This window comes from Cupriavidus sp. LA-1, assembly GCF_055385985.1.
The window spans coordinates 2,883,336-2,901,873 of the sequence record NZ_AP031387.1 but is presented as its reverse complement, the minus strand read 5'-3'; the positions used below and the strand labels follow the sequence as shown (position 1 = coordinate 2,901,873).

Annotated in this window: 17 protein-coding genes and 1 tRNA gene; 13 read left to right on the top strand and 5 right to left on the bottom strand. The window is 66.9% G+C overall.

Going from position 1 to position 18,538, the window contains the following annotated elements:
- Nucleotides 1–2 precede the first annotated feature (2 nt).
- The 6 genes from ACZ5MJ_RS13535 to ACZ5MJ_RS13510 all read left to right on the top strand — a co-directional run bounded on the left by ACZ5MJ_RS13535 (nucleotide 3) and on the right by ACZ5MJ_RS13510 (nucleotide 5,540).
- Nucleotides 3–1,373 (top strand): OmpA family protein, encoded by a 1,371-nt coding sequence (locus ACZ5MJ_RS13535; protein ID WP_464223720.1) that lies wholly within the window; start codon nucleotides 3–5, stop codon nucleotides 1,371–1,373.
- The gene (locus ACZ5MJ_RS13530) at nucleotides 1,373–2,146 is read left to right on the top strand and encodes a lytic transglycosylase domain-containing protein (protein WP_464219943.1); all 774 of its coding nucleotides are present in this window, start codon (nucleotides 1,373–1,375) and stop codon (nucleotides 2,144–2,146) included. The genes ACZ5MJ_RS13535 and ACZ5MJ_RS13530 overlap by 1 nt, the downstream gene beginning before the upstream one ends.
- Nucleotides 2,143–2,484, top strand: coding sequence for a hypothetical protein (locus tag ACZ5MJ_RS13525; protein ID WP_464219941.1), 342 nt, complete (start codon nucleotides 2,143–2,145; stop codon nucleotides 2,482–2,484). Before ACZ5MJ_RS13530 ends, ACZ5MJ_RS13525 begins: the two co-directional genes overlap by 4 nt.
- Before the next feature lie 56 nt (nucleotides 2,485–2,540).
- A complete protein-coding gene (locus ACZ5MJ_RS13520) occupies nucleotides 2,541–3,347 on the top strand; it encodes a hypothetical protein (protein ID WP_464219939.1) in 807 nt (268 codons plus the stop codon).
- Between the two features lie 168 nt (nucleotides 3,348–3,515).
- Nucleotides 3,516–5,129, top strand: a complete 1,614-nt coding sequence (locus tag ACZ5MJ_RS13515) for a DUF342 domain-containing protein (protein WP_464219938.1) — start codon at nucleotides 3,516–3,518, stop codon at nucleotides 5,127–5,129.
- 255 nt (nucleotides 5,130–5,384) lie between these two features.
- On the top strand, nucleotides 5,385–5,540 hold the full coding sequence (locus ACZ5MJ_RS13510) for a hypothetical protein (protein WP_464219937.1): 156 nt from the start codon (nucleotides 5,385–5,387) through the stop codon (nucleotides 5,538–5,540).
- A gap of 72 nt (nucleotides 5,541–5,612) precedes the next feature.
- Here the strand turns inward: ACZ5MJ_RS13510 and ACZ5MJ_RS13505 are convergent, their stop codons facing one another.
- Entirely contained in the window at nucleotides 5,613–6,725 is a 1,113-nt protein-coding gene (locus ACZ5MJ_RS13505) for a CapA family protein (protein ID WP_464219936.1), read from the bottom strand.
- A 244-nt stretch (nucleotides 6,726–6,969) separates the two neighbouring features.
- Between ACZ5MJ_RS13505 and ACZ5MJ_RS13500 the strand changes: the two genes are divergently transcribed.
- The 6 genes from ACZ5MJ_RS13500 to ACZ5MJ_RS13475 all read left to right on the top strand — a co-directional run bounded on the left by ACZ5MJ_RS13500 (nucleotide 6,970) and on the right by ACZ5MJ_RS13475 (nucleotide 11,356).
- The gene (locus ACZ5MJ_RS13500) at nucleotides 6,970–8,358 is read left to right on the top strand and encodes an FAD-binding oxidoreductase (protein ID WP_464219934.1); all 1,389 of its coding nucleotides are present in this window, start codon (nucleotides 6,970–6,972) and stop codon (nucleotides 8,356–8,358) included.
- A gap of 131 nt (nucleotides 8,359–8,489) precedes the next feature.
- Nucleotides 8,490–9,407: a polyphosphate kinase 2 gene (ppk2, locus tag ACZ5MJ_RS13495; RefSeq protein WP_464219933.1), complete on the top strand. Its 918-nt coding sequence runs from the start codon at nucleotides 8,490–8,492 to the stop codon at nucleotides 9,405–9,407.
- Between the two features lie 109 nt (nucleotides 9,408–9,516).
- A complete protein-coding gene (locus ACZ5MJ_RS13490) occupies nucleotides 9,517–9,711 on the top strand; it encodes a hypothetical protein (protein ID WP_464219931.1) in 195 nt (64 codons plus the stop codon).
- Between the two features lie 204 nt (nucleotides 9,712–9,915).
- A complete protein-coding gene (locus tag ACZ5MJ_RS13485) occupies nucleotides 9,916–10,065 on the top strand; it encodes a hypothetical protein (RefSeq protein ID WP_464219929.1) in 150 nt (49 codons plus the stop codon).
- 87 nt (nucleotides 10,066–10,152) lie between these two features.
- On the top strand, nucleotides 10,153–10,749 hold the full coding sequence (locus tag ACZ5MJ_RS13480) for a ParB-like protein (RefSeq protein ID WP_464219928.1): 597 nt from the start codon (nucleotides 10,153–10,155) through the stop codon (nucleotides 10,747–10,749).
- A 34-nt stretch (nucleotides 10,750–10,783) separates the two neighbouring features.
- The gene (locus tag ACZ5MJ_RS13475) at nucleotides 10,784–11,356 is read left to right on the top strand and encodes a DUF4337 family protein (protein WP_464219927.1); all 573 of its coding nucleotides are present in this window, start codon (nucleotides 10,784–10,786) and stop codon (nucleotides 11,354–11,356) included.
- Between the two features lie 66 nt (nucleotides 11,357–11,422).
- Here the strand turns inward: ACZ5MJ_RS13475 and ACZ5MJ_RS13470 are convergent, their stop codons facing one another.
- Nucleotides 11,423–11,845, bottom strand: coding sequence for a hypothetical protein (locus ACZ5MJ_RS13470; protein ID WP_464219925.1), 423 nt, complete (start codon nucleotides 11,843–11,845; stop codon nucleotides 11,423–11,425).
- A gap of 100 nt (nucleotides 11,846–11,945) precedes the next feature.
- On the opposite strand from ACZ5MJ_RS13470, the gene ACZ5MJ_RS13465 reads away from it, so the two are divergent.
- Nucleotides 11,946–13,727 carry a hypothetical protein gene (locus tag ACZ5MJ_RS13465; RefSeq protein ID WP_464219923.1) on the top strand — a complete coding sequence of 594 codons (1,782 nt, stop codon included), beginning with the start codon at nucleotides 11,946–11,948 and terminating at the stop codon, nucleotides 13,725–13,727.
- A 615-nt stretch (nucleotides 13,728–14,342) separates the two neighbouring features.
- Here ACZ5MJ_RS13465 and ACZ5MJ_RS13460 read toward each other — a convergent pair.
- From ACZ5MJ_RS13460 to pepN, 3 genes are all read right to left on the bottom strand, one after another.
- Nucleotides 14,343–14,418: transfer RNA gene (locus ACZ5MJ_RS13460), tRNA-Thr, on the bottom strand.
- Between the two features lie 150 nt (nucleotides 14,419–14,568).
- Complete coding sequence (locus ACZ5MJ_RS13455; RefSeq protein WP_464219922.1) at nucleotides 14,569–15,585, bottom strand: class 1 fructose-bisphosphatase; 1,017 nt, start codon at nucleotides 15,583–15,585, stop codon at nucleotides 14,569–14,571.
- A gap of 97 nt (nucleotides 15,586–15,682) precedes the next feature.
- Nucleotides 15,683–18,379, bottom strand: coding sequence for an aminopeptidase N (gene pepN, locus ACZ5MJ_RS13450; protein ID WP_464219921.1), 2,697 nt, complete (start codon nucleotides 18,377–18,379; stop codon nucleotides 15,683–15,685).
- Nucleotides 18,380–18,538: the final 159 nt, after the last annotated feature.

The window sequence follows — 18,538 nt, the reverse complement described above, 5'->3', positions numbered from 1 at the left end:
GAATGACGTTTGGACTGACGACCCGCAAGGCCGCTATCGGCCTGGGCGTCGTGGCCCTGCTGGCCATGACGGGCTGCAAGAAGAAGCCCGTGGACAGCGCTGCCGCGCAGGGTGGCGCCCAGTCCGCGGCGCAGTCGGCGCCGGCGCAGCCTGCGGCATCGGCGCAGGACACACCCGCGGAAACCAATGTGGCCGGCCTGTGGGCCGGCGCTTTCGTGGTCAATCGCGACAAGGAAGACCGCTCGTGGTATCCGCTGCTCAATGAGATTCCGGATCATGCCGGCTTTATGCGCAACGGCAGCCGGCAGGAGCTGGTGATTGCGCTGGCGCAGGCCGCTTCCGTCGATGTGCTGCGCTTCCGCGGCCTGTCCGATGCCGGGGCGCGCAGCAATGCGCGCCATGCCCGGGTGGAAGCCTCGGCTGGCGGCACGCAGGGCCCCTGGACCGTGATCTACGATGCCGACCTGCCGGGGCAGGACGGCTACGATACCCGCGTGCCGCTGGCGCAGCCGGTGAAGGCCGGGGCCTTGCGACTGACGCTTACGGGCAACCGCTGGTCGGGTGACCAGGACGAGGGCCAGATCGGCCTGCAGCAGTTCATGGCCTACGGCAAGCCCGAGGCCGGGGCCGGCAAGGCGCGCCAGGTTGGCGGCATCTACCAGTTCCCGGTGGAGTTCGGTTCGTCCGGCTATGTGCTGCTCCACCAGGACGGCGCGGCGGTGGAAGGCTGTTATGTGGAAGGCGACTACAGCAACAAGCAGATGAAGATCGCGCAGGTGCTCGGCACGATATCCGGCGGACTGGAGAACGGCGCCCTGCTGGCCTTCCGGCGCACCACCGAGGGCGCGCAGGAGAAGGGCGCCATGGCATTCAGCCCGGACGGCAGCCATGTCTATGCCGCGCTGGTGAAGGGCGACGCCCGCACCTTCGACAGTGTGCGCGAAGCCGGCGGCTGGCGCCTGGCGGACAAGGCGCCGCCGTGCTTCCCGCAGGCCGAGGCCGCCCCCGATCCCATCGGCCAGGCGCTTGAAGGCGCAGGCCGCGTGCAGCTCTACGGCGTCAACTTCGAAACCGATTCCGACGTGCTGAGCGCGGCGGCCCGGCCGGTGCTGGACCGTGCGGCCAGGGCGGTGCTGGCGCATCCGGACTGGCGCCTGCGCGTGGAGGGGCATACCGACAGCACTGGCGGCGAGGCGCGCAACCAGCCGTTGTCGGATCGCCGTGCCGCCGCCGTCAGGCGCTACCTGGAAGCCGCTGGCGTGCCCGCCTACCGGCTCGATGCCAGGGGTTATGGCGCCACCCATCCGCTGATGCCCAACGACACGCCGTTCGGCCGCGCGCAGAACCGCCGCGTGGAGCTGGCAAAACAGTGATGCCTGGGCTTGCGGCCGCGCCGGCGCGCGGTGTCGTGGCGGCAATGCTGCTGGCGGGCACCGTTCCGGCCGGCGCCGAGATCGTCACGCATGCCGAGCGCGGCAGCGGCGTGATCTTCCTCACGTCACGCAACGCCGGGCCGGCACCACCGGAGCTTGCTGTGGCACCCGCTGCGGCGCAAGCACGGGCGTCGCACGCGTTTATCGGGTTGCCAGGGCAAGCCCTGACGCAGGCCGTCCCCGCCTCCGCCAAATCCCCGCCCTCTGACCTGGTTGCGCTGGCGCATCGCGCGGCGCGCGCCGCGGCAGTGGATCCGCATCTGCTGATGGCCATGGTGGAGGTGGAGTCCGGCTGGAACCCGCAAGCCACCTCCGTCAAGGGCGCCATCGGCCTGACCCAGCTGATGCCGGCCACGGCACGGATGCTGGGCGTGACCGATGCCTATGATCCGGCCCAGAACCTGCAGGCCGGTGCGTCCTACCTGGGCGGCCTGCTGTCGCGCTTCAACGGCGACACGAGCCTGGCCCTGGCCGCCTATAACGCGGGCGAAGGCGCGGTGCTGCGGCACGGTTCGCGCATTCCGCCATTCGCCGAGACCCAGGCCTACGTGCCGCAAGTGCTGGGCCGCTATGCGCGCTTGCGCGGCGGCCTGGGCGACAGCGCCGCGGCGCCCTTGCGCCAGCCGGCGTCACCGGCGCAGCGAAGCGGCCTGGTCATTGTCTCGTTCCGGAATCCCCCCGCCTCAGCGGCGAAGAAAAAGGAGAAGTCATGAAGTTGTACTGGATCCCGCGTGCCTGCCTGCCGGTCATGCTGGCGCTGGCGGTTGCCAGCTGCGGCAAGGAAGAGGCGCGTTCCGCCGGCGCCGGCGATGCCTTGCCGAAAGCCTGCCAGGAAGCCGAGGCCGCGCAGCGCGCCTGCACCGAGAACATGGCGGCCAGGCTCGAGAAGTCGGGGCAGGCCGCGGCCGCCCAGACCCTGCGCGACGGGCTGCCCGGCGAGCTGGCATCCATCCGCACGCGGTGGGCCGGCGTCTCCGACAAGGATGGCCTGGCGCACTCCTGTGCAACGGTGCGCGACAGCTTCCGCGACATGCCGCAGTGCAAGGACTGACCTCGGAACGCCTGCTTGCCGGTGTTTTGTTGAACTGACCAATCGAGAGACGAAAGATGCCGAAGAATTCCGCCCGCGCCACCGCGCGCCAATCCCTGAACCGCCGTGCGGCGCTTGGCGCAAGCATGGCCCTGGCTGCCCTGCTGTTGCCGGCGGCGGCTTCGGCCGGCGTCTGCGATGCGCCATGGATGCATGAGGGCGGCGAGATCCGCATGACCATGCAGGGCGGTGCGCCGGGCTCGGCTACCATGTCCGTGTCGGGCGTGCGCAAGTCGGGCAAGGGCCAGTGCAATGCCAATATCAGCGTCGTGTCGAACGTGGCCGCGGCCGGATCGGCCAACGAGACGCGGCTGGACTACACCATGGCGGTGATCGAAGACCGCCTGACCATCTCGCGCGGCGGCGCGCCGGGCAAGGTCGAGGGCAAGAGCGCCGCCGGCACGGCCTCGGGCATGCTCGACAGCAGCGCGGTCGGCACCCTTGCCTACGGCGGCGTCGTGGAAGCGGAAGGGCAACGGCTGCCGGGCGAGTCGCAGACGGTGCGCATGGACCTGCAGATGACCGCGGCCGGCCAGAGCGCCGGCCAGGCCAAAATCCCGTCCGCCAAGGTCACCATCGGCGGCAAGGTCGTGGGCAAGCGCGCGACCATCCCGACCCGCCTCGGCCAGAAATCCTGCTGGCCGGTCCGCTACGAGCGCAGCACCACCATGGCGCCGGTCACGGTGGCGGGCCACACCGTGTCGGTGCCGCCGGCGACCGCCAGCGTCACGGACTGGTACTGCCCCGACATGGGCCTGGTCATGAAGCAGGAGGTGGTGCAGAACGGCCAGGCCGGCACTATCGAGGTGGTCTCGGTCAAGTAGCCCGGTCATCGGGATCGTCCCCGGGGCTGGTCCGCGAAGGCGACGGCAGCCCCGCCGGCGCGAGGTGCTGTGCGCTAAAGTTCTCAGCACTCCTGCCGTTGGTAATGGATCGATAACAAGCGGAGCGCCGGCACCGGCCGTGCCGCCGCAAGACGATTCAGGGGACGCATGACGCAGGAATCCGGGTTGCGCCTGGAACTGGCCGAGCCAGGCGAGCAGGTGCATGCGCGCTACACGCCGCAGCCAGGCAGGCTGCCGCCGGACCAGGCCAGCCTGCGGCAATACCTGGACCGCCTGGGCTGGACCGGTGCCCGGCTCGATGCGCGTGCCGTGGCGCAGTTCCTGGCGCAATGCCAGCGCGCCGAGCATGAGATCGATGCCACGATCGGCACGCTCATCGACGGCGCCTTCGAACTCGACATTACCGGCGATGGCCTGGCGGTGCGGCTGACGCTGATGCCTGCCGAAGGCGGCCGCCCGGTCTGCGCTGAGGATATCCGCCGCGCCGTGGCGGAGCGCGGCGTGGTGGCACCGGTCCAGGCCCTGGCACTCGATGCCGCGCTGGCGGATGGCAGCTGCGAACTGCGCACGATTGCCGCCGGCGTCGCGCCGCGACAGGGGAAGCCGGCGCGCTTCATCAGCCTGCTGGAGGCACGCAAGCCGGCGCAGGCCGAAGACGAGGCCGGCAAGGTCGACCTGCGCGACCTGGGCAACTTGTTGCTGGTCAGCCCCGGCACGCCGCTGATGCGCCGCGTCCCGGCCGTGCATGGCAATGACGGCGTGGACGTGTTCGGCAAGCCCGTCGCCGCCGACCCGGTCGAAGACCCGCCTTTCGCCGAGGGCCTGACCGGCGCTGCCGCCGATGCCGACGATCCCAACCTGTTGCTCGCGGTGATCGCGGGATCGCCGGTGGCGGGCGTGTACGGCATTTCGGTCAGCCCGGTGGTGCAGGTGGAATCGGTCGACCTGCACTCGGGCAACGTGGCGTTCGACGGCACGCTGCGCGTCTCGGGCGACATCCGCACCGGCATGTCGGTCAACGTCACCGGCGACGTGGTGGTCGAGGGCACCATCGAAGCCGCCAGCGTCGAGGCCGGCGGCGATGTCATCGTCAAGGGCGGCATCATCGGCAAGGCCGAGACCGGCCGCGCCGAAGGCGGCATCAGCCGCGCCAGCGTGCGCTGCAAGGGCGCGGTGAAGGCGCGCTTTATCGAGAATGCGGTGGTCGAAGCCGGCACCGGAGTCAATGTCGAGAGCGGCATCCGGCAGAGCGACGTCGCTGCCGGCGAACACATCGTGGTGGGCGGCAAGGGCGTGCAGGGCAGCATCAGCGGCGGCCGCAGCCGCGCCACGCTGGCCGTGCGTGCCGCGGTGCTGGGCGCCCCCGCGGGTACCGCCACCATCATCCAGGTCGGCCTGAATCCCTACGCCGACGCGCAGCGCGCCGCGCTGGAAGCCGAGCGCCGCCGCATCCTGGAAGAGCAGAACAAGGTCAGGCAGCTGGTGGACTTCTTTGCCAGGCATCCCGAGCGGGCCGTGGGCGACCTGCGCGAAAAGGCGCGCGCGACCCTGTTCAAGCTGTCGCGGGACCTGTTCGAACTGGAGGCGCGTCTGACCGAACTGGGGCAGCAGATGCAGCCGGCCGCCGATGCGGTCATCGACGCCGCGCGCCGCATCCATGGCGGGGTCACGCTGCAGGTGGGCAGCCGCGTGCTCAAAGTGATGGAAGACAAGCCTGGCGGCCTGATCCGGCTGGTCGACGACCGCATTGCCGTTAGCTGAACCGCGCTGGTATCCGCTGCGTTTTGTACTATGCTGCAGCTATGTCCTGGGGTGCCGCAGGATGGGCGAGAGAGCTAGCGTCGGGCAATGAATGCAGAAGCGGATCAGCACTCTGTGGAAGCGTTACACCGAACCGACACACGTGGCACTTGAATCACCGGAAAGGCCAGCCATCGAGGCTGGCCTTTCTGCATTCTGCGCTGGCTGCCGGGCGAACTACACTGTAGGTGCAACCACTACCCAACGGAGGTTGCTATGGCTGCTACCTTGATCACCGCGCTGGTCCTGATCGCCCTGGTCGCGTGCGCCGCATTTGTCATCTGGATGCTGCGTGAGAAAGACCCGACGCTGCTGCAGCAGCAGGAGCAGTCGGTGCGGACCTGGTTTGATCACATGATTCATCGTCACTGACGTCTGGCGACTCACACTCGGACAGCCCGCCACCAAGGCGGGCTTTTTCGTGGCGGCGCCCCAGAGCCGCCTTCAGGCCGCCCACAGGCGCAACTCATGCAGCCCGCTGCGTTCCACGCGCGTGCCAAGTGCGCGTCCCTCGTCTTCGAACATGGCCTGCAGCCATGCCACATCCACTTCGCGCGCATGCGCGAGCCGGAAGTGGCTGCGCCGCAATGGCACCAGCCGCAGGTCGGCGCGGCCACCGGCATCGAAGCTGACGAAGGCCATCAGCGCCAGGTCTGGCCGGTAAGTGTCGTAGCCACCGATACCTTCGTAGTCGTTGATGAAATCGCCGCAGCCGTACAGGATCGGCTTGCCGGCATGCAGCTCGATGCCCAGCGGATGATGCGACGAATGCCCGTGCACGACGTCTACGTCGCCGCCTGCCACCAGCCCGCGGGCAAAGGCGCGTTGCGCCGGGTCGATGCGATAGCCCCAGTTCGGACCCCAGTGGATCGATACCACCACCACGTCGCCGGCACGCCTGAGCTTGCGCGCTTGCGCGGCAATGCGCTCGCGCGCTGCCTCGGACCAGTCGTCCAGCAGGTTCACGCCGGAATGCCCGGCGCTGGCGCGCCAGGCCGCGGGTGTGCCGGCGTTTTCCATGGCGAAGGCCAGCACCAGCACGCGGCCGCCGCCGGGGCGCGGCAGCGTGGCCGCATGCGCCGCGCTGGCCTCGTCGGGGCCGGCACCGGCATGCGCGATATGCGCCCCGTCAAGCGCTGCCAGCGTCTCCGCCAGGCCCGCGCGGCCCCAGTCCAGCACATGGTTGTTGGCCAGCACCGCGCAGCCGATGCCAGCGGCCTGCAGGCAGGCGACATTGCCCGGATGCATGCGATAGTGCACCGCCTTGCCGGGCCAGGCATCGTCGCTGGTGGTGATGGCGGTTTCGAGGTTGACGATGCGCGGCTGCGCGGCGCGGCTTTCCATTTCCGCCAGCGCATCGCCCCAGGGATATGCCGGCGCGGCGGGGCGCGCGATCGGACCGGCCTTGCGCTCGGCCAGGCGCACGTAGTCAAGCGCGGAATGCACATACGATTCATGCAGCAGCGGCTGGCTGGGGTGCGCCAGGATCTGGTCGATGCCGCGTCCGGTCATCACGTCGCCGCACAGGAACAGGGGAGGGTGGCTGGCTGTGTTCATGGCCTGGCCGGACGGCAGAAGCACCGTGCCGGCGGTTCCTCAATGATAGGACGGTCCACCGGCATGATCGCGCCGCGGCACTTGGCGGGGTACCCGCTCGCGTAACGTGGGCGTGGGGCCGAAGCCCCATTTACATTCATCCGGTGCCTGCCTTAAATGATGGAGTCATCGGTCCTCGTGGCCATTTCCCCGTACCCGGACGCCGCGCCCTCCGATGTTTCCAACCAGAATCGGGAGGCGCATCATGGCCCAGCCATCGCAGGAACACATCGAGTCACTCAGGGCGCAACTGCGCGGGCGCCTGCTGCAACCACAGGATAGCGGCTACGACGAGGCCCGCCGCATCTGGAACGCGATGATCGACCGCCGCCCGCCACTGATCGTGCAGGCCGCGGGGACTGCCGACGTGATCGCCGCGGTCAACTTCGCGCGCGACCACGGCGTGCTGCTGTCGATACGCGGTGGCGGCCACAATATCGGCGGGCTGGCGATCTGCGAGGACGGCATGGTGCTCGACCTGTCGCAGATGAAGTCCGTGCGCATCGATCCCCGTGCGCAACGCGGCTATGTGGAGCCGGGCGCGACACTGCGCGATTTCGACCATGAGGCGCAGGCCTTTGGCCTCGCCACGCCGCTGGGCATCAATTCCACCACCGGCGTGGCCGGGCTGACGCTGGGCGGCGGCTTCGGCTGGCTCAGCCGCAAGTTCGGCACCACCGTCGACAACCTGGTGTCGGCGCAGGTCGTGACCGCCGACGGCAAGCTGGTGCGCGCCAGCGCCGACGAAAATGCCGACCTGTTCTGGGCGCTGCGCGGCGGCGGCGGCAACTTCGGCGTGGTGACGATGTTCGAGTTCCGGCTGCACCCGGTCGGCCCCGAGGTCTACGGCGGCCTGATCGTCTATCCGCTGGAACAGGCCGCCGCGGTGTTGCCGGCCTACCGCGAACTGTTCAAGTCGATGCCGGACGAGCTGACCGTCTGGGTCGTGCTGCGCCAGGCGCCGCCGCTGCCGTTCCTGCCGCCCGAGGCGCACGGCAAGCCGATCGCGGCACTGGCGATCTGCTATATCGGCCCTCCGGACAAAGGCCCGCAACTGGTCGAGCCACTGCGCAAGCTGGGCACACCCTATGGCGAGCATGTTGGTCCCATGCCGCTCGCGGCATGGCAGCAGGCCTTCGATCCGTTGCTCACGCCGGGCGCGCGCAACTACTGGAAATCGCACAACTTTGCCGGACTGGACGATGGACTGATCACGATGCTGGTCGAGCAGATCGGCAAGCTGCCCTCGCCGCAATGCGAGATCTTCATCGGCGCCATGGGCGGGCAGACCAACCGTGTCGCGCCTGACGCCACCGCCTACTGCAGCCGCGACGCCAACTTCATCATGAACCTGCACGGACGCTGGGATGCGCCCGCGGACGATGACAAGTGCATCAGCTGGGCGCGTGAAGTCTTCCGCGCGGCGTCGCCATACGCGCTGGGCAGCGTCTATGTGAACTTCCTGACGCAGGAAGAGAGCGACCGCGTCGGCGCGGCCTACGGGCCCAACTACGCCCGGCTGGTCGAGGTGAAGCGGCGCTACGACCCGGGCAACCTGTTCCGCCATAACCACAACATCAATCCCGCGGCGTAACTGGCGCAATCTGCAGGATCAGGCGGGAAGGCGGGGCAGGGCAGGTGGCCTGCCCCCGCTTTCACGCGGCTGCCATACTGGCATGGGAGTATCGCCGCGACCGCGTTGTATCCACAGGGAGAGCAGATCAGATGAGACCGGGCGAGGCGGAACTGGTGCGGCGCATCCACAACGAGGTGGCCGACTACTACGACGAAGAGATCGAACTGGAACTGGACGACCGCGAGACCAGCGAGGCCTTCGGCGACCCGGTACAACTGGACGACCCGGCCGCGCAGGACAGCCGCCGGCACTATTTCCGCGAGCTGTTCCGCCTGCAGGGCGAACTGGTGCGGCTGCAAAGCTGGGTCGCTGCCACCGGGCACAAGATCGTCATCATCTTCGAGGGGCGCGACGCTGCCGGCAAGGGCGGCGTGATCAAGCGCATCACCCAGCGCCTGAACCCGCGCGTGTGCCGCGTGGCGGCGCTGCCCGCGCCCAACGACCGCGAGCGCACCCAGTGGTACTTCCAGCGCTACGTGGCGCAACTGCCCGCCGCCGGCGAGATCGTGCTGTTCGACCGCAGCTGGTACAACCGCGCCGGCGTCGAGCGCGTGATGGGCTTCTGCTCCGACGAGCAGTACGAAGAGTTCTTCCGCTCCGTGCCCGAGTTCGAAAAGATGCTGGTGCGCTCCGGCATCCAGGTCATCAAGTACTGGTTCTCGATCACGCATGACGAGCAGCGCCTGCGTTTTCTCAGCCGCATCCACGATCCGCTCAAGCAGTGGAAGCTCAGCCCGATGGACCTGGAATCGCAGCGCCGCTGGGAGGACTACACCAAGGCCAAGGAAACCATGCTCGAGCGCACCCACATTGCCGAGGCGCCGTGGTGGGTGGTGCAGGCCGACGACAAGAAGCGCGCGCGGCTGAACTGCATCCACCACCTGCTCACCCAGGTGCCCTATGCGGAAGTGGAAGCGCCCACGGTGGTGCTGCCCGGCCGCGAGCGGCATGAGGACTACGTGCGGCAGCCGGTGCCGAAGGAGATGATCGTGCCGGAGGTGTACTGAGAAGCCAGGGCAGCCCTAGGGTATCCACGGGGTGCGCCATCGGCCCCCTGGGGCAGACGGCTACCTATAATGAAAACGGCCACCTGGAAATACAAGAGTGGTCGTTATCGTGGAACTGCTAGTTTTCTGGGCGGCCATGCTTGCCGCCTATCTCCTGATGAAGCGTGCCGGCTGCTTCAGCCAACCGGTGCTTTATCCCGACCTCGACCATCCCTTCCGCTACTGGTGGGCGCAACGGCTGGGGAGCCCGCCGCTACCGCCGAATGCGCCGGATCTCGGGCCACAAAAAGCCCGGAGAGCGTGACGCTGCCCCTGATCATGTGATGCTTTTTCCACGCTTGCCAAGCGTAAGCAAGGCGCGCCCAAGTCCGGAATGGAGTGCAGTCGACGACATATCCGCGTGCCGGACGGCGCAAACAGCCCTGGGGCTGCCCGGCTTGTGGTTACCCTGACCTGGCGGTGACAACCTAAAATACAGACCGGATCGTCATTCTGTCAGGAGGTCAACATGCTCGCAGGAATCATCTTGGCGGCCGCGATTATTGCTCTGTATATTTTCGCCGTCAGGGCAGAGTTTTTTCACAAGTCGCCGCTTTACCCTGAACATGCGCATCCGCTTCACTACTGGTGGGACCGCCTGGCCCACCATAAGAAGTAGGCAGCCAGCCCGCCACCCGGCGGGCTTTTTGTTGCCCTCGCTTCCTGAGCGACGCCATGGCCCGCTCGTTTCCTGAAGGAGGTCTGTATGCCGAAGATCCGCGAATCCTTGATCCATGAACTCCACCCGACCCAGCTCACGGTGGGCATGATCGAGGTGAATGACAAGAGGCAGCATCTGGCCTCGCTGAAGCCCGGGGAGCAACAAGCGTTCATGCAAGCCCATCCCATCCCGGCGGTAGACGGGCCAGGCGGCAAGCTGTACATCACCGATCACCACCATCTGGGGCGGGCCGCACTCGAGGCCGGCGTCAAAACCGGCTATTTCACGGTGGAGTCGGACTTGTCAGCCTGCGGACCTGATGAATTCTGGGAAGAGATGGACAAGAACCTGTGGGTTCATCCCCTGGACGAGAACGGCATGCGGCACTATTACTCGACCATTCCGCATCACCTGGAAAAGCTGGTCGATGATCCCTACCGGTCCCTGGCCGGATATGTGCGCGATGCCGGCGGCTATGAGAAGACCCCTACGGCTTTTGCCGAGTTCGTCTGGGCCGATTTCTTCCGTCGCTCGATTGCTGTCGAGGACTTGAAGGCTGACTTCCACGCGGCGGTGCAGCGCGCCGTGACGCTGGCAAGGGGCAAGCTGGCCGTTGGTCTGCCCGGCTACAAGGCGAAGTAGGCGGCGGCTACGTCAAAGACAAGCGAGGGAGCGGATGTCTGAAGAGTTCGAGGTGCGTGGCGCCCATGATGACGCGCTTGACCATGCTGCCGAGTCCGGGTCCTCCGACCAGCTCGCCGGCAGGATCGCGGTCATGACAGCAATCTTGTCGACTCTTGGCGCGGTGTTCGGGTACGAGGGCGGAGCGACCCAGAATGAGGCGCTGCTATTGAAGAACGAAGCCGCCATCCACAAGACCGAAGCGGCCAATCAATGGGCGTACTACCAGGCGAAGGGGCAGAAGGAAGCGATCGCCGGACTGGCCGCGCAGTTGCCCGGTGTCGATCGCGACCGGGCCATGCAGGAAGCGCGGCGTTATGCAGTGGAAAAGGAGCAGAGCCGCCTGAAGGCGGAGACACAAGAGAAGGCCGCGAAGGAAGCGGATGAAGCCAGCGAGAGGACAGTGCACCGCCATCACCGGTGGGCGCAGGCATTGGTGGCCATGCAGATGGCAATTGCGATGGCGGCCATCACGATTCTCACCCGGCGCAGGTGGGTGCAAATGCTGTCGTATGGCGTCAGCGTGGTGGGTCTGGTGCTTGGCCTGCTTGCCGTGCTTCGTGTATAGCTGCGATGCGCCTTTGCACGGGATCAGCGCACAGGCGGTGCCCATCATCCGAACAGGTACGGCAGGCTAGGTGCCTTCGCAGACGATCGCCGTCAGGAACGGTGCCGCGCGCTCGACGCTGGCCTTGCTGCCGGCGGCCTTGAGCGATTTCTTGACCGAATCCATGCCTGCCACCACCACCACGCCGTAGAGTGGCTTGTCCGCGGGGGAACCGTCACCTGGCTTGAACAGCGGCTCACCGCGCTGGTAGCCGAAGACGGCAAACACATGGTGATTGAACGCGGTCAGGCTGACATCGTGCGCTGGCCAGAAGGCATTGACCGAGTTGGGTTCGACATGCATCGGACTCGCTTCGATCAGGTGTTGCGCGCGCAACATCGAGAAAAACTGGCTGGGGGATTCGCCGCACGAGAGCGCCGCGTCGAGTGGCGCAGCGTGGGTCAGCGCCGGAATTGCCGCCAGCAAGATGGCCAGGACAGAATTTTTCATGGCGGCACTTTACCCGACTTGGCGCGGCGGCGGCGGCCGTGGGTGTCGTCCGCACAAGGTTACAGGCTGACGCGCTGTAACTCCCCTGACCACCAGTGTGGTGGCCCGCGCACAATCTTTTAAAAAAAATGCCAAAGGGTGCTCGATTTTCATTCATCTGAATGATGCCCGGCTGCCTGGGCTTCGGCAGAATCCGCCCGATGCAACGCCACTACAGAACGGGTCCGAAAGGGGGGAAATCATGAAGCTCACACCAATCGCAATCGGCGCTACCGCGCTCGCCTTGTCCGCATGCGGTGGCGGCGGCGATTCCGGTCAGCCGGCCGCGCAGACGCCGCAGGCGCAGACAATCAGCGGCGTGGTCGCCACCGGCGCAGCGTTGTCCGGCGCATCGGTCAACGTCACCTGCGCGTCCGGTTCGGGCGCCGCAACCACGGCCACCGACGGCAGCTATTCGGTGCCGATCAACGGCGCCAGTCTGCCTTGCGTGCTGACTGCCACCAGCAGCGACAGCAAGACGGTGCTGCACTCCATGGTGCCCGGCGCGGGTTCGATGAGCAGCGGCGCCAAGGCCAGCGTTACGCCGCTCACCGAGTTGCTGCTTGCCCAGTTGGCCGGGCAGGATCCGGCGCAGTATGTCGCAGCGTTCGGTCCGACCACGGCCTTGAGCGCCACCGACGTCAGCACCGCGCAATCCGCTCTGATCAAGGTGCTGCAGGGCGCTGGTTTTGATGCTTCGAGCGTTGGCGATTTCATCGGCGGCGCGATCAGCGCCGGCAGCGGCCAGGGCTATGACGGCGTGCTGGACAAGCTGCAAGCGATGCTGACCAGCGCTGGCGCCACCCTCGCCGACCTGAGAACGGCGGTCGCCAGCACTGCCGGCAGTTCCAATGCGTCGGCGGGCTCGGCCCTCGGCACCGTCCTGGCTGCGGCCAATTCGGCTTGTCCGGCGCTCAAGAGCGGCGATCACCGGCTGATCAAATTCTCTGACGGGTCTGCACAAGTGGTGACCGTGGATGCGCTGAAGCTGACGGTCGCCAAGGGTGGCGCGAACTATCAGCTCACCCAGGGCGCGACGAACTGCGATTTCACGCTGAACGATACGGGTTCGACGCGCGTGCTCGTGGCCAAGTCGGGGATGGCGGTGTGGACCAACGGCAGCGGCAGCACCGGCACGCTCTCGATTTCGATGCCCAAGCAGACCATGGACCCGAGCGCCATCAACGGGGGCTACAACTATGTGGCCCTGAGCGGGTCGGCCCAGGGCAGCTACGGCACCCACAACTATTCGAAGGGCGTCACCACGGCGGCCACCAACTGCTCAGTCGGCTCCCCTTGCGCGGTGGATACCAAAACGCCCTATGGGCACCTGGTCGCCACGTCGGACGGCGGCGCCGACTGGGTCGACGATGGCGCCTCGGCTGGCACCGTCGACTTCCATGCCTATGGATTCCAGAACGCGCAAGGGAACACGGTCTGGATCGCCACGATGGTCGGGGGCGTGGGCGTGTTTGCTCCGCAGACGGCGCTGTCCGTACCCGCGGTCGGCACCGCCAGCGCATTCTGGCAAAGCACGGTGACCAGTTCGGGCCTGAGCGTCGTCACGGACGACAGCAATACCATCACGGCCGTGAACGGCACGACTGTCACCCGCACCTTTGCGGATAACCATACAGACCAGGTGAGCTACAACAATCCGTTCAACGGCTTGCGTCACCGCGCCGCCAATGCCTGCGCGACTTCGGCCGGCGCGGCAACCACCTGCCGTGAAGTCTGGCAACTGCCCTTGGGCGGGCTGACGCTGGCATGGTATGGATCCCCGTTTGTCACGCCCAGCACGTATCAGGTGAATTTCTCGGTGGGCAAGCCCAGCGGCAGCTAAGTTTCGGGTCGGTCCCGCGACTAGCCCACCACTGTTTCAGCCCTCGCCAACCCTGGCCGAGGGCTGTTTTTTTGTCAGTCGGCACGCGGCCGCACTAGATGCGCGCGCTACCCATTCACCGTTGAAACACACTTCTTGAGGCGCCGATTTAGGCACTAAGGCCGATGCCGATCCAATGACAAGCGCCCAACATTGAATAAGCGGGGCTGGTGGCCTCGCCTTTACGGGCCCTGGGGACCGCCCCCAGGCCTCAGGGGCCCTTTTTTCCGTCATTAGATGGGCATAGCCCTCGACTACCTTGGTCGAGGGTTTTTCTTTTCTGCGCATGTCACAGATCGAGGGCCTGCCCTGCAACCCCGGGCTTCAATCAGGCATTGCCTGTTCGGCTTTCCCGCTCTTCAAGCTGGATTCCGGAGCACGTCGACAGGGCTGGCTACACGCCGGAGAATGCTTGGGACGAGTTCGCGTGAAAGCGATGGGGGAGGGGCAATGGATCGCGCAGGAGCACTGTGTCGCGCGAGCGAAAACCCCTGCATCATGGCTGCATGGTGGTTACATGACGCCCAGAAACAACAAAGCCCAACCGAGATGGCTGGGCTAAGTGCTTGATTCTATTGGTGCCGAAGAGAGGAATCGAACCCCCGACCTTCTCATTACGAATGAGCTGCTCTACCGACTGAGCTACTTCGGCAACACGTTCCGGTGAACTGGAACAGCCCGCAATAATAGCAGCGTTTTTTTGCCTTGTGAAGCCTCTTAGTGCCGCCCATGCCATCCGGCTGGGCTCCAAAGAAAACGGGGCGCCACCTGGGCGCCCCGTTTCATTGCCGCGTGGCCGGACTCAGGCCTTGCCTTCGGCTTCCAGGTGGTAGCGCGTGACGCGCTCCACTTCGTTCTTCGAGCCCAGGATCACGGAGACGCGCTGGTGCAGCTTTTCGGGCTGCACGTCCATGATGCGCTGGTGGCCGTTGGTGGCGGCGCCGCCGGCCTGTTCGACCAGCATGGCCATCGGGTTGGCTTCGTACATCAGGCGCAGCTTGCCGGGTTTTTCCGGCTCGCGCTTGTCCCACGGGTACATGAAGACGCCGCCGCGGGTCAGGATGCGGTGCACGTCGGCGACCATCGAGGCGACCCAGCGCATATTGAAGTTCTTGCCGCGCGGGCCTTCTTCGCCGGCCAGGCATTCGTCGATGTAGCGGCGCACGGGCGGGGCCCAGTGACGCATGTTCGACATGTTGATGGCAAATTCCTTGGTGTCTTCCGGGATCGTCACGTTGGGCTGGGTCAGCACGAAGCTGCCGGCCTCGCGGTCCAGCGTGAACATTTGCACGCCGTTGCCGACGGTCAGCACCAGGGTGGTCTGCGGGCCGTAGACGGCGTAGCCGGCGGCGACCTGGTGGGTGCCCGGCTGCATGAAGTCGGCCTCGGTCACGGTCTGGCCCGGCTTGGGCATGTGCAGCACCGAGAAGATGGTGCCGATCGAGACGTTGACGTCGATATTGGACGAGCCGTCCAGCGGGTCGAACATCAGCAGGTATTCGCCCTTCGGGTAGCGGTTGGGAATCTCGTAGAACGATTCCATTTCTTCCGACGCCATGGCGGCGAGGTGGCCGCCCCATTCGTTGGCGTCGAGCAGCACTTCATTGGCGATCACGTCCAGCTTCTGCTGGGTTTCGCCCTGCACGTTGCCGGTGCCGGCCGAGCCCAGCACGCCGGCCAGGGCGCCCTTGCTGACGGCGTTGGAAATGGCCTTGCAGGCGCGCGCGACCACTTCGATCAGCAGCCGCAGTTCGGGCTGGATCGTGTTGTGCTTGCGCTGCTCCTCGACCAGGTAGCGGGTGAGGCTGATGCGAGTCATGGTTGGTTCTCCTTGGATGGCCGCAATTCTACATGCCCGGCCACGCGGGGCCGGGCAAAGGGGGCATTGGCGGGCCTCCTTGTGTCATGGGCGCCGCTCAGGCGGCCAGCGCCTTGCCGACGATCTCGCGCACGTCGCGCGACAGCGTGCTGCTGGCGGCCACGCGCTCCAGTTCGGCGCGCATGCGGTCGCGCAGCGCCAGTTCGTATTTCTGCCAGCGGTCCATCACGCGCGCCAGGCGCGCGGCCACCTGCGGGTTGATGGCGTCGAGCGCCAGCACCTGGTCGGCCCAGAAGCGGTAGCCCGAGCCGTCTTCGGCGTGGAACTGCGCCGGGTTGCCGGAGCAGAAGCTGAAGATCAGCGAGCGTGCGCGGTTGGGGTTGCGCAGGTTGAAGGCGGGGTGCTCCATCAGCGCGCGCACGGTGTCGATGGTGCGCTTGCCTGCGTGCGGGCCCACCTCGCCGCGCTGCATGCCCTGCAGCGAGAACCACTTGTCGATCACCAAGGGGTCGTCCTCGAAGCGCGCGTAGAAGTCCGCCAGCGCATGCTCGCGGCCGGGGGCGAAGCTGTTGACCAGCGCCGACAGCGCGGCGAAGCGGTCGGTCATGTTGTCGGCGGCCTGGTACTGCTGATCGGCCAGCGCGTGCATCGCGGCGTCGCCGCTGTCGGCCAGGTAGCCGAGCGCGAGGTTGCGCAGCGCGCGTTTGGCGGCCGAGGTGGCGTCGGGCGAGTACGGGCCCGGCGTGGCGTTGGCCTCGTAGGCGGCGAGCCAGTCGGCCTGCAGCGCGCGGGCCAGGCCTTCGCGCATGAACTGGCGCGCGCGATGGATGGCGGCGGGATCGGCCACGCCCATGCGCTCGGCCAGGTAGGCCTCGGCGGGCAGCACCAGTGCCTGTTCGCGGAAGGCGGGGTTGAGCGTGTCGTCGGTCAGCACCGCGCGCATGGCCTGCGCCAGCGCGGGCTCGAGCCTGAGCTCGCGCCCGGCCTGCACGTCGGCCACCAGTTGCAGCAGCGCGCGCGTGGCCAGGCGCTGGCCGGCTTCCCAGCGGTTGAAGGCGTCGCTGTCGTGCGACAGCTGGAAGGTCAGCTGCGCGTCGGTGTATTCGGCATCGACGATCACCGGCGCGGAGAAGTTGCGCAGCAGCGAGGGCAGCGGCGCACTGGCGCCGCGCGGCAGGTTGATGAAGCGGAAGTGCTGCTCGGCCTGCGTGAAGTCGAGTACGCGCGTAGTCGCGCCGGCCGCGCTTTCGCCTTCCAGCTGCAGCGGCAGGTCCTTGCCGTCCGCGCCAAGCAGGCCCACCGCGAACGGGATATGGAAGGGCTGCTTGTCGGGTGTGCCGGCGCGGGTCTCGATGCCGACCTTGGGGCAGCGCTGCGACAGGGTCAGGGTCAGGCTGCCGTCGTCGCCGTTCCAGTCCGTGCGCGCGGTCACCACCGGCGTGCCGGCCTGGCTGTACCAGAGCCCGAACTGGCTCAGGTCGCGGCCGTTGGCATCGGCCATGGCCGCGCGGAAGTCGTCGCAGGCAACCGCCTGGCCGTCATGGCGCTGGAAGTACAGGTCCATGCCCTTGCGGAAGCCGTCGCGGCCGAGCAGGGTCTGGTACATGCGCACGACCTCGGCGCCTTTCTCGTACACGGTGACCGTGTAGAAGTTGTTGATCTCTTCGTAGCTGTCGGGGCGCACCGGGTGCGCCATCGGGCCGGCGTCCTCGGGGAACTGCACCTGGCGCAGCACGCGCACATCCTCGATGCGCTTGACCGCGCGGCCGGATTCCGAGCCCATCATGTCGGCCGAGAACTCCTGGTCGCGGAACACCGTCAGGCCTTCCTTGAGCGAGAGCTGGAACCAGTCGCGGCAGGTGACGCGGTTGCCGGTCCAGTTGTGGAAGTACTCATGGCCGACCACCGCCTCGATATTGGCGAAGTCGGTGTCGGTGGCGGTCTGCGCATTGGCCAGCACGTACTTCGTATTGAAGATGTTCAGGCCCTTGTTCTCCATCGCGCCCATGTTGAAGTCGCCCACGGCGACGATCATGAAGCGGTCCAGGTCCAGCTCCAGGCCGAAGCGGCGCTCGTCCCAGCGGATCGAATGGATCAGCGAATCCATGGCATGGCGGGTCTTGTCGAGGTCGCGCTGCTCGACCCAGACCTGCAGCAGCTTGTCCTTGCCGGAAGCGGACTGGATCCGTTCCTCGATGCATTCCAGCTTGCCCGCCACCAGCGCGAACAGGTAGGACGGCTTGCGGAACGGGTCTTCCCACACGGCCTCGTGGCGGCCGCCGGGCAGTTCGCGCTGGCTCACCAGGTTGCCGTTGGACAGCAGCACCGGATACGCGGCGCGGTCGGCGCGCAGCGTGACGCGGTAGGTGGCCATCACGTCGGGCCGGTCCAGGAAATAGGTGATGCGGCGGAAGCCCTCGGCCTCGCACTGGGTGAAAAAGTTGCCGTTGGACACGTACAGTCCCGACAGCGTGGTGTTGGCCGCGGGCTGGCACGCGGTGGTGATCTCCAGCGTGCCCTGCGCCGGCAGGCCGGGAATGGTCAGCGTGCCGCCGTCCTGGGTGGCGTTGGCGACCGGTTTGCCGTCCACGCTGACGCCGATCAGTTCGAGTTCTTCGCCGGCCAGCACCAGCGGTGCGTCGGGCGCGCCGGCCTGGCGCGCGAAGCGCAGCGTGCTGGTGACCACGGTGCGCTGGGGATCGAGTTCCAGCACCAGCTCGGCATGGTCGATGGCAAACGGCGGCGGGGTATAGTCCTTGCGATAGACGGTAACGGGCGTGTCGGTGCGCAGCATGGAAGGATCCTGTCTTCGGAAGACCGTTAGGAAAGAGGGGGGCGGCCAGGTGCGTGCAAGCAAAGCATGGCGCCGAAGTCCTCATTGTAGCCAAGGGGTCGAGGCACGGTCTGGCGGGGAGCGCACCAACCCGGCCCGGGGAATTCCGCGCCATCGGCG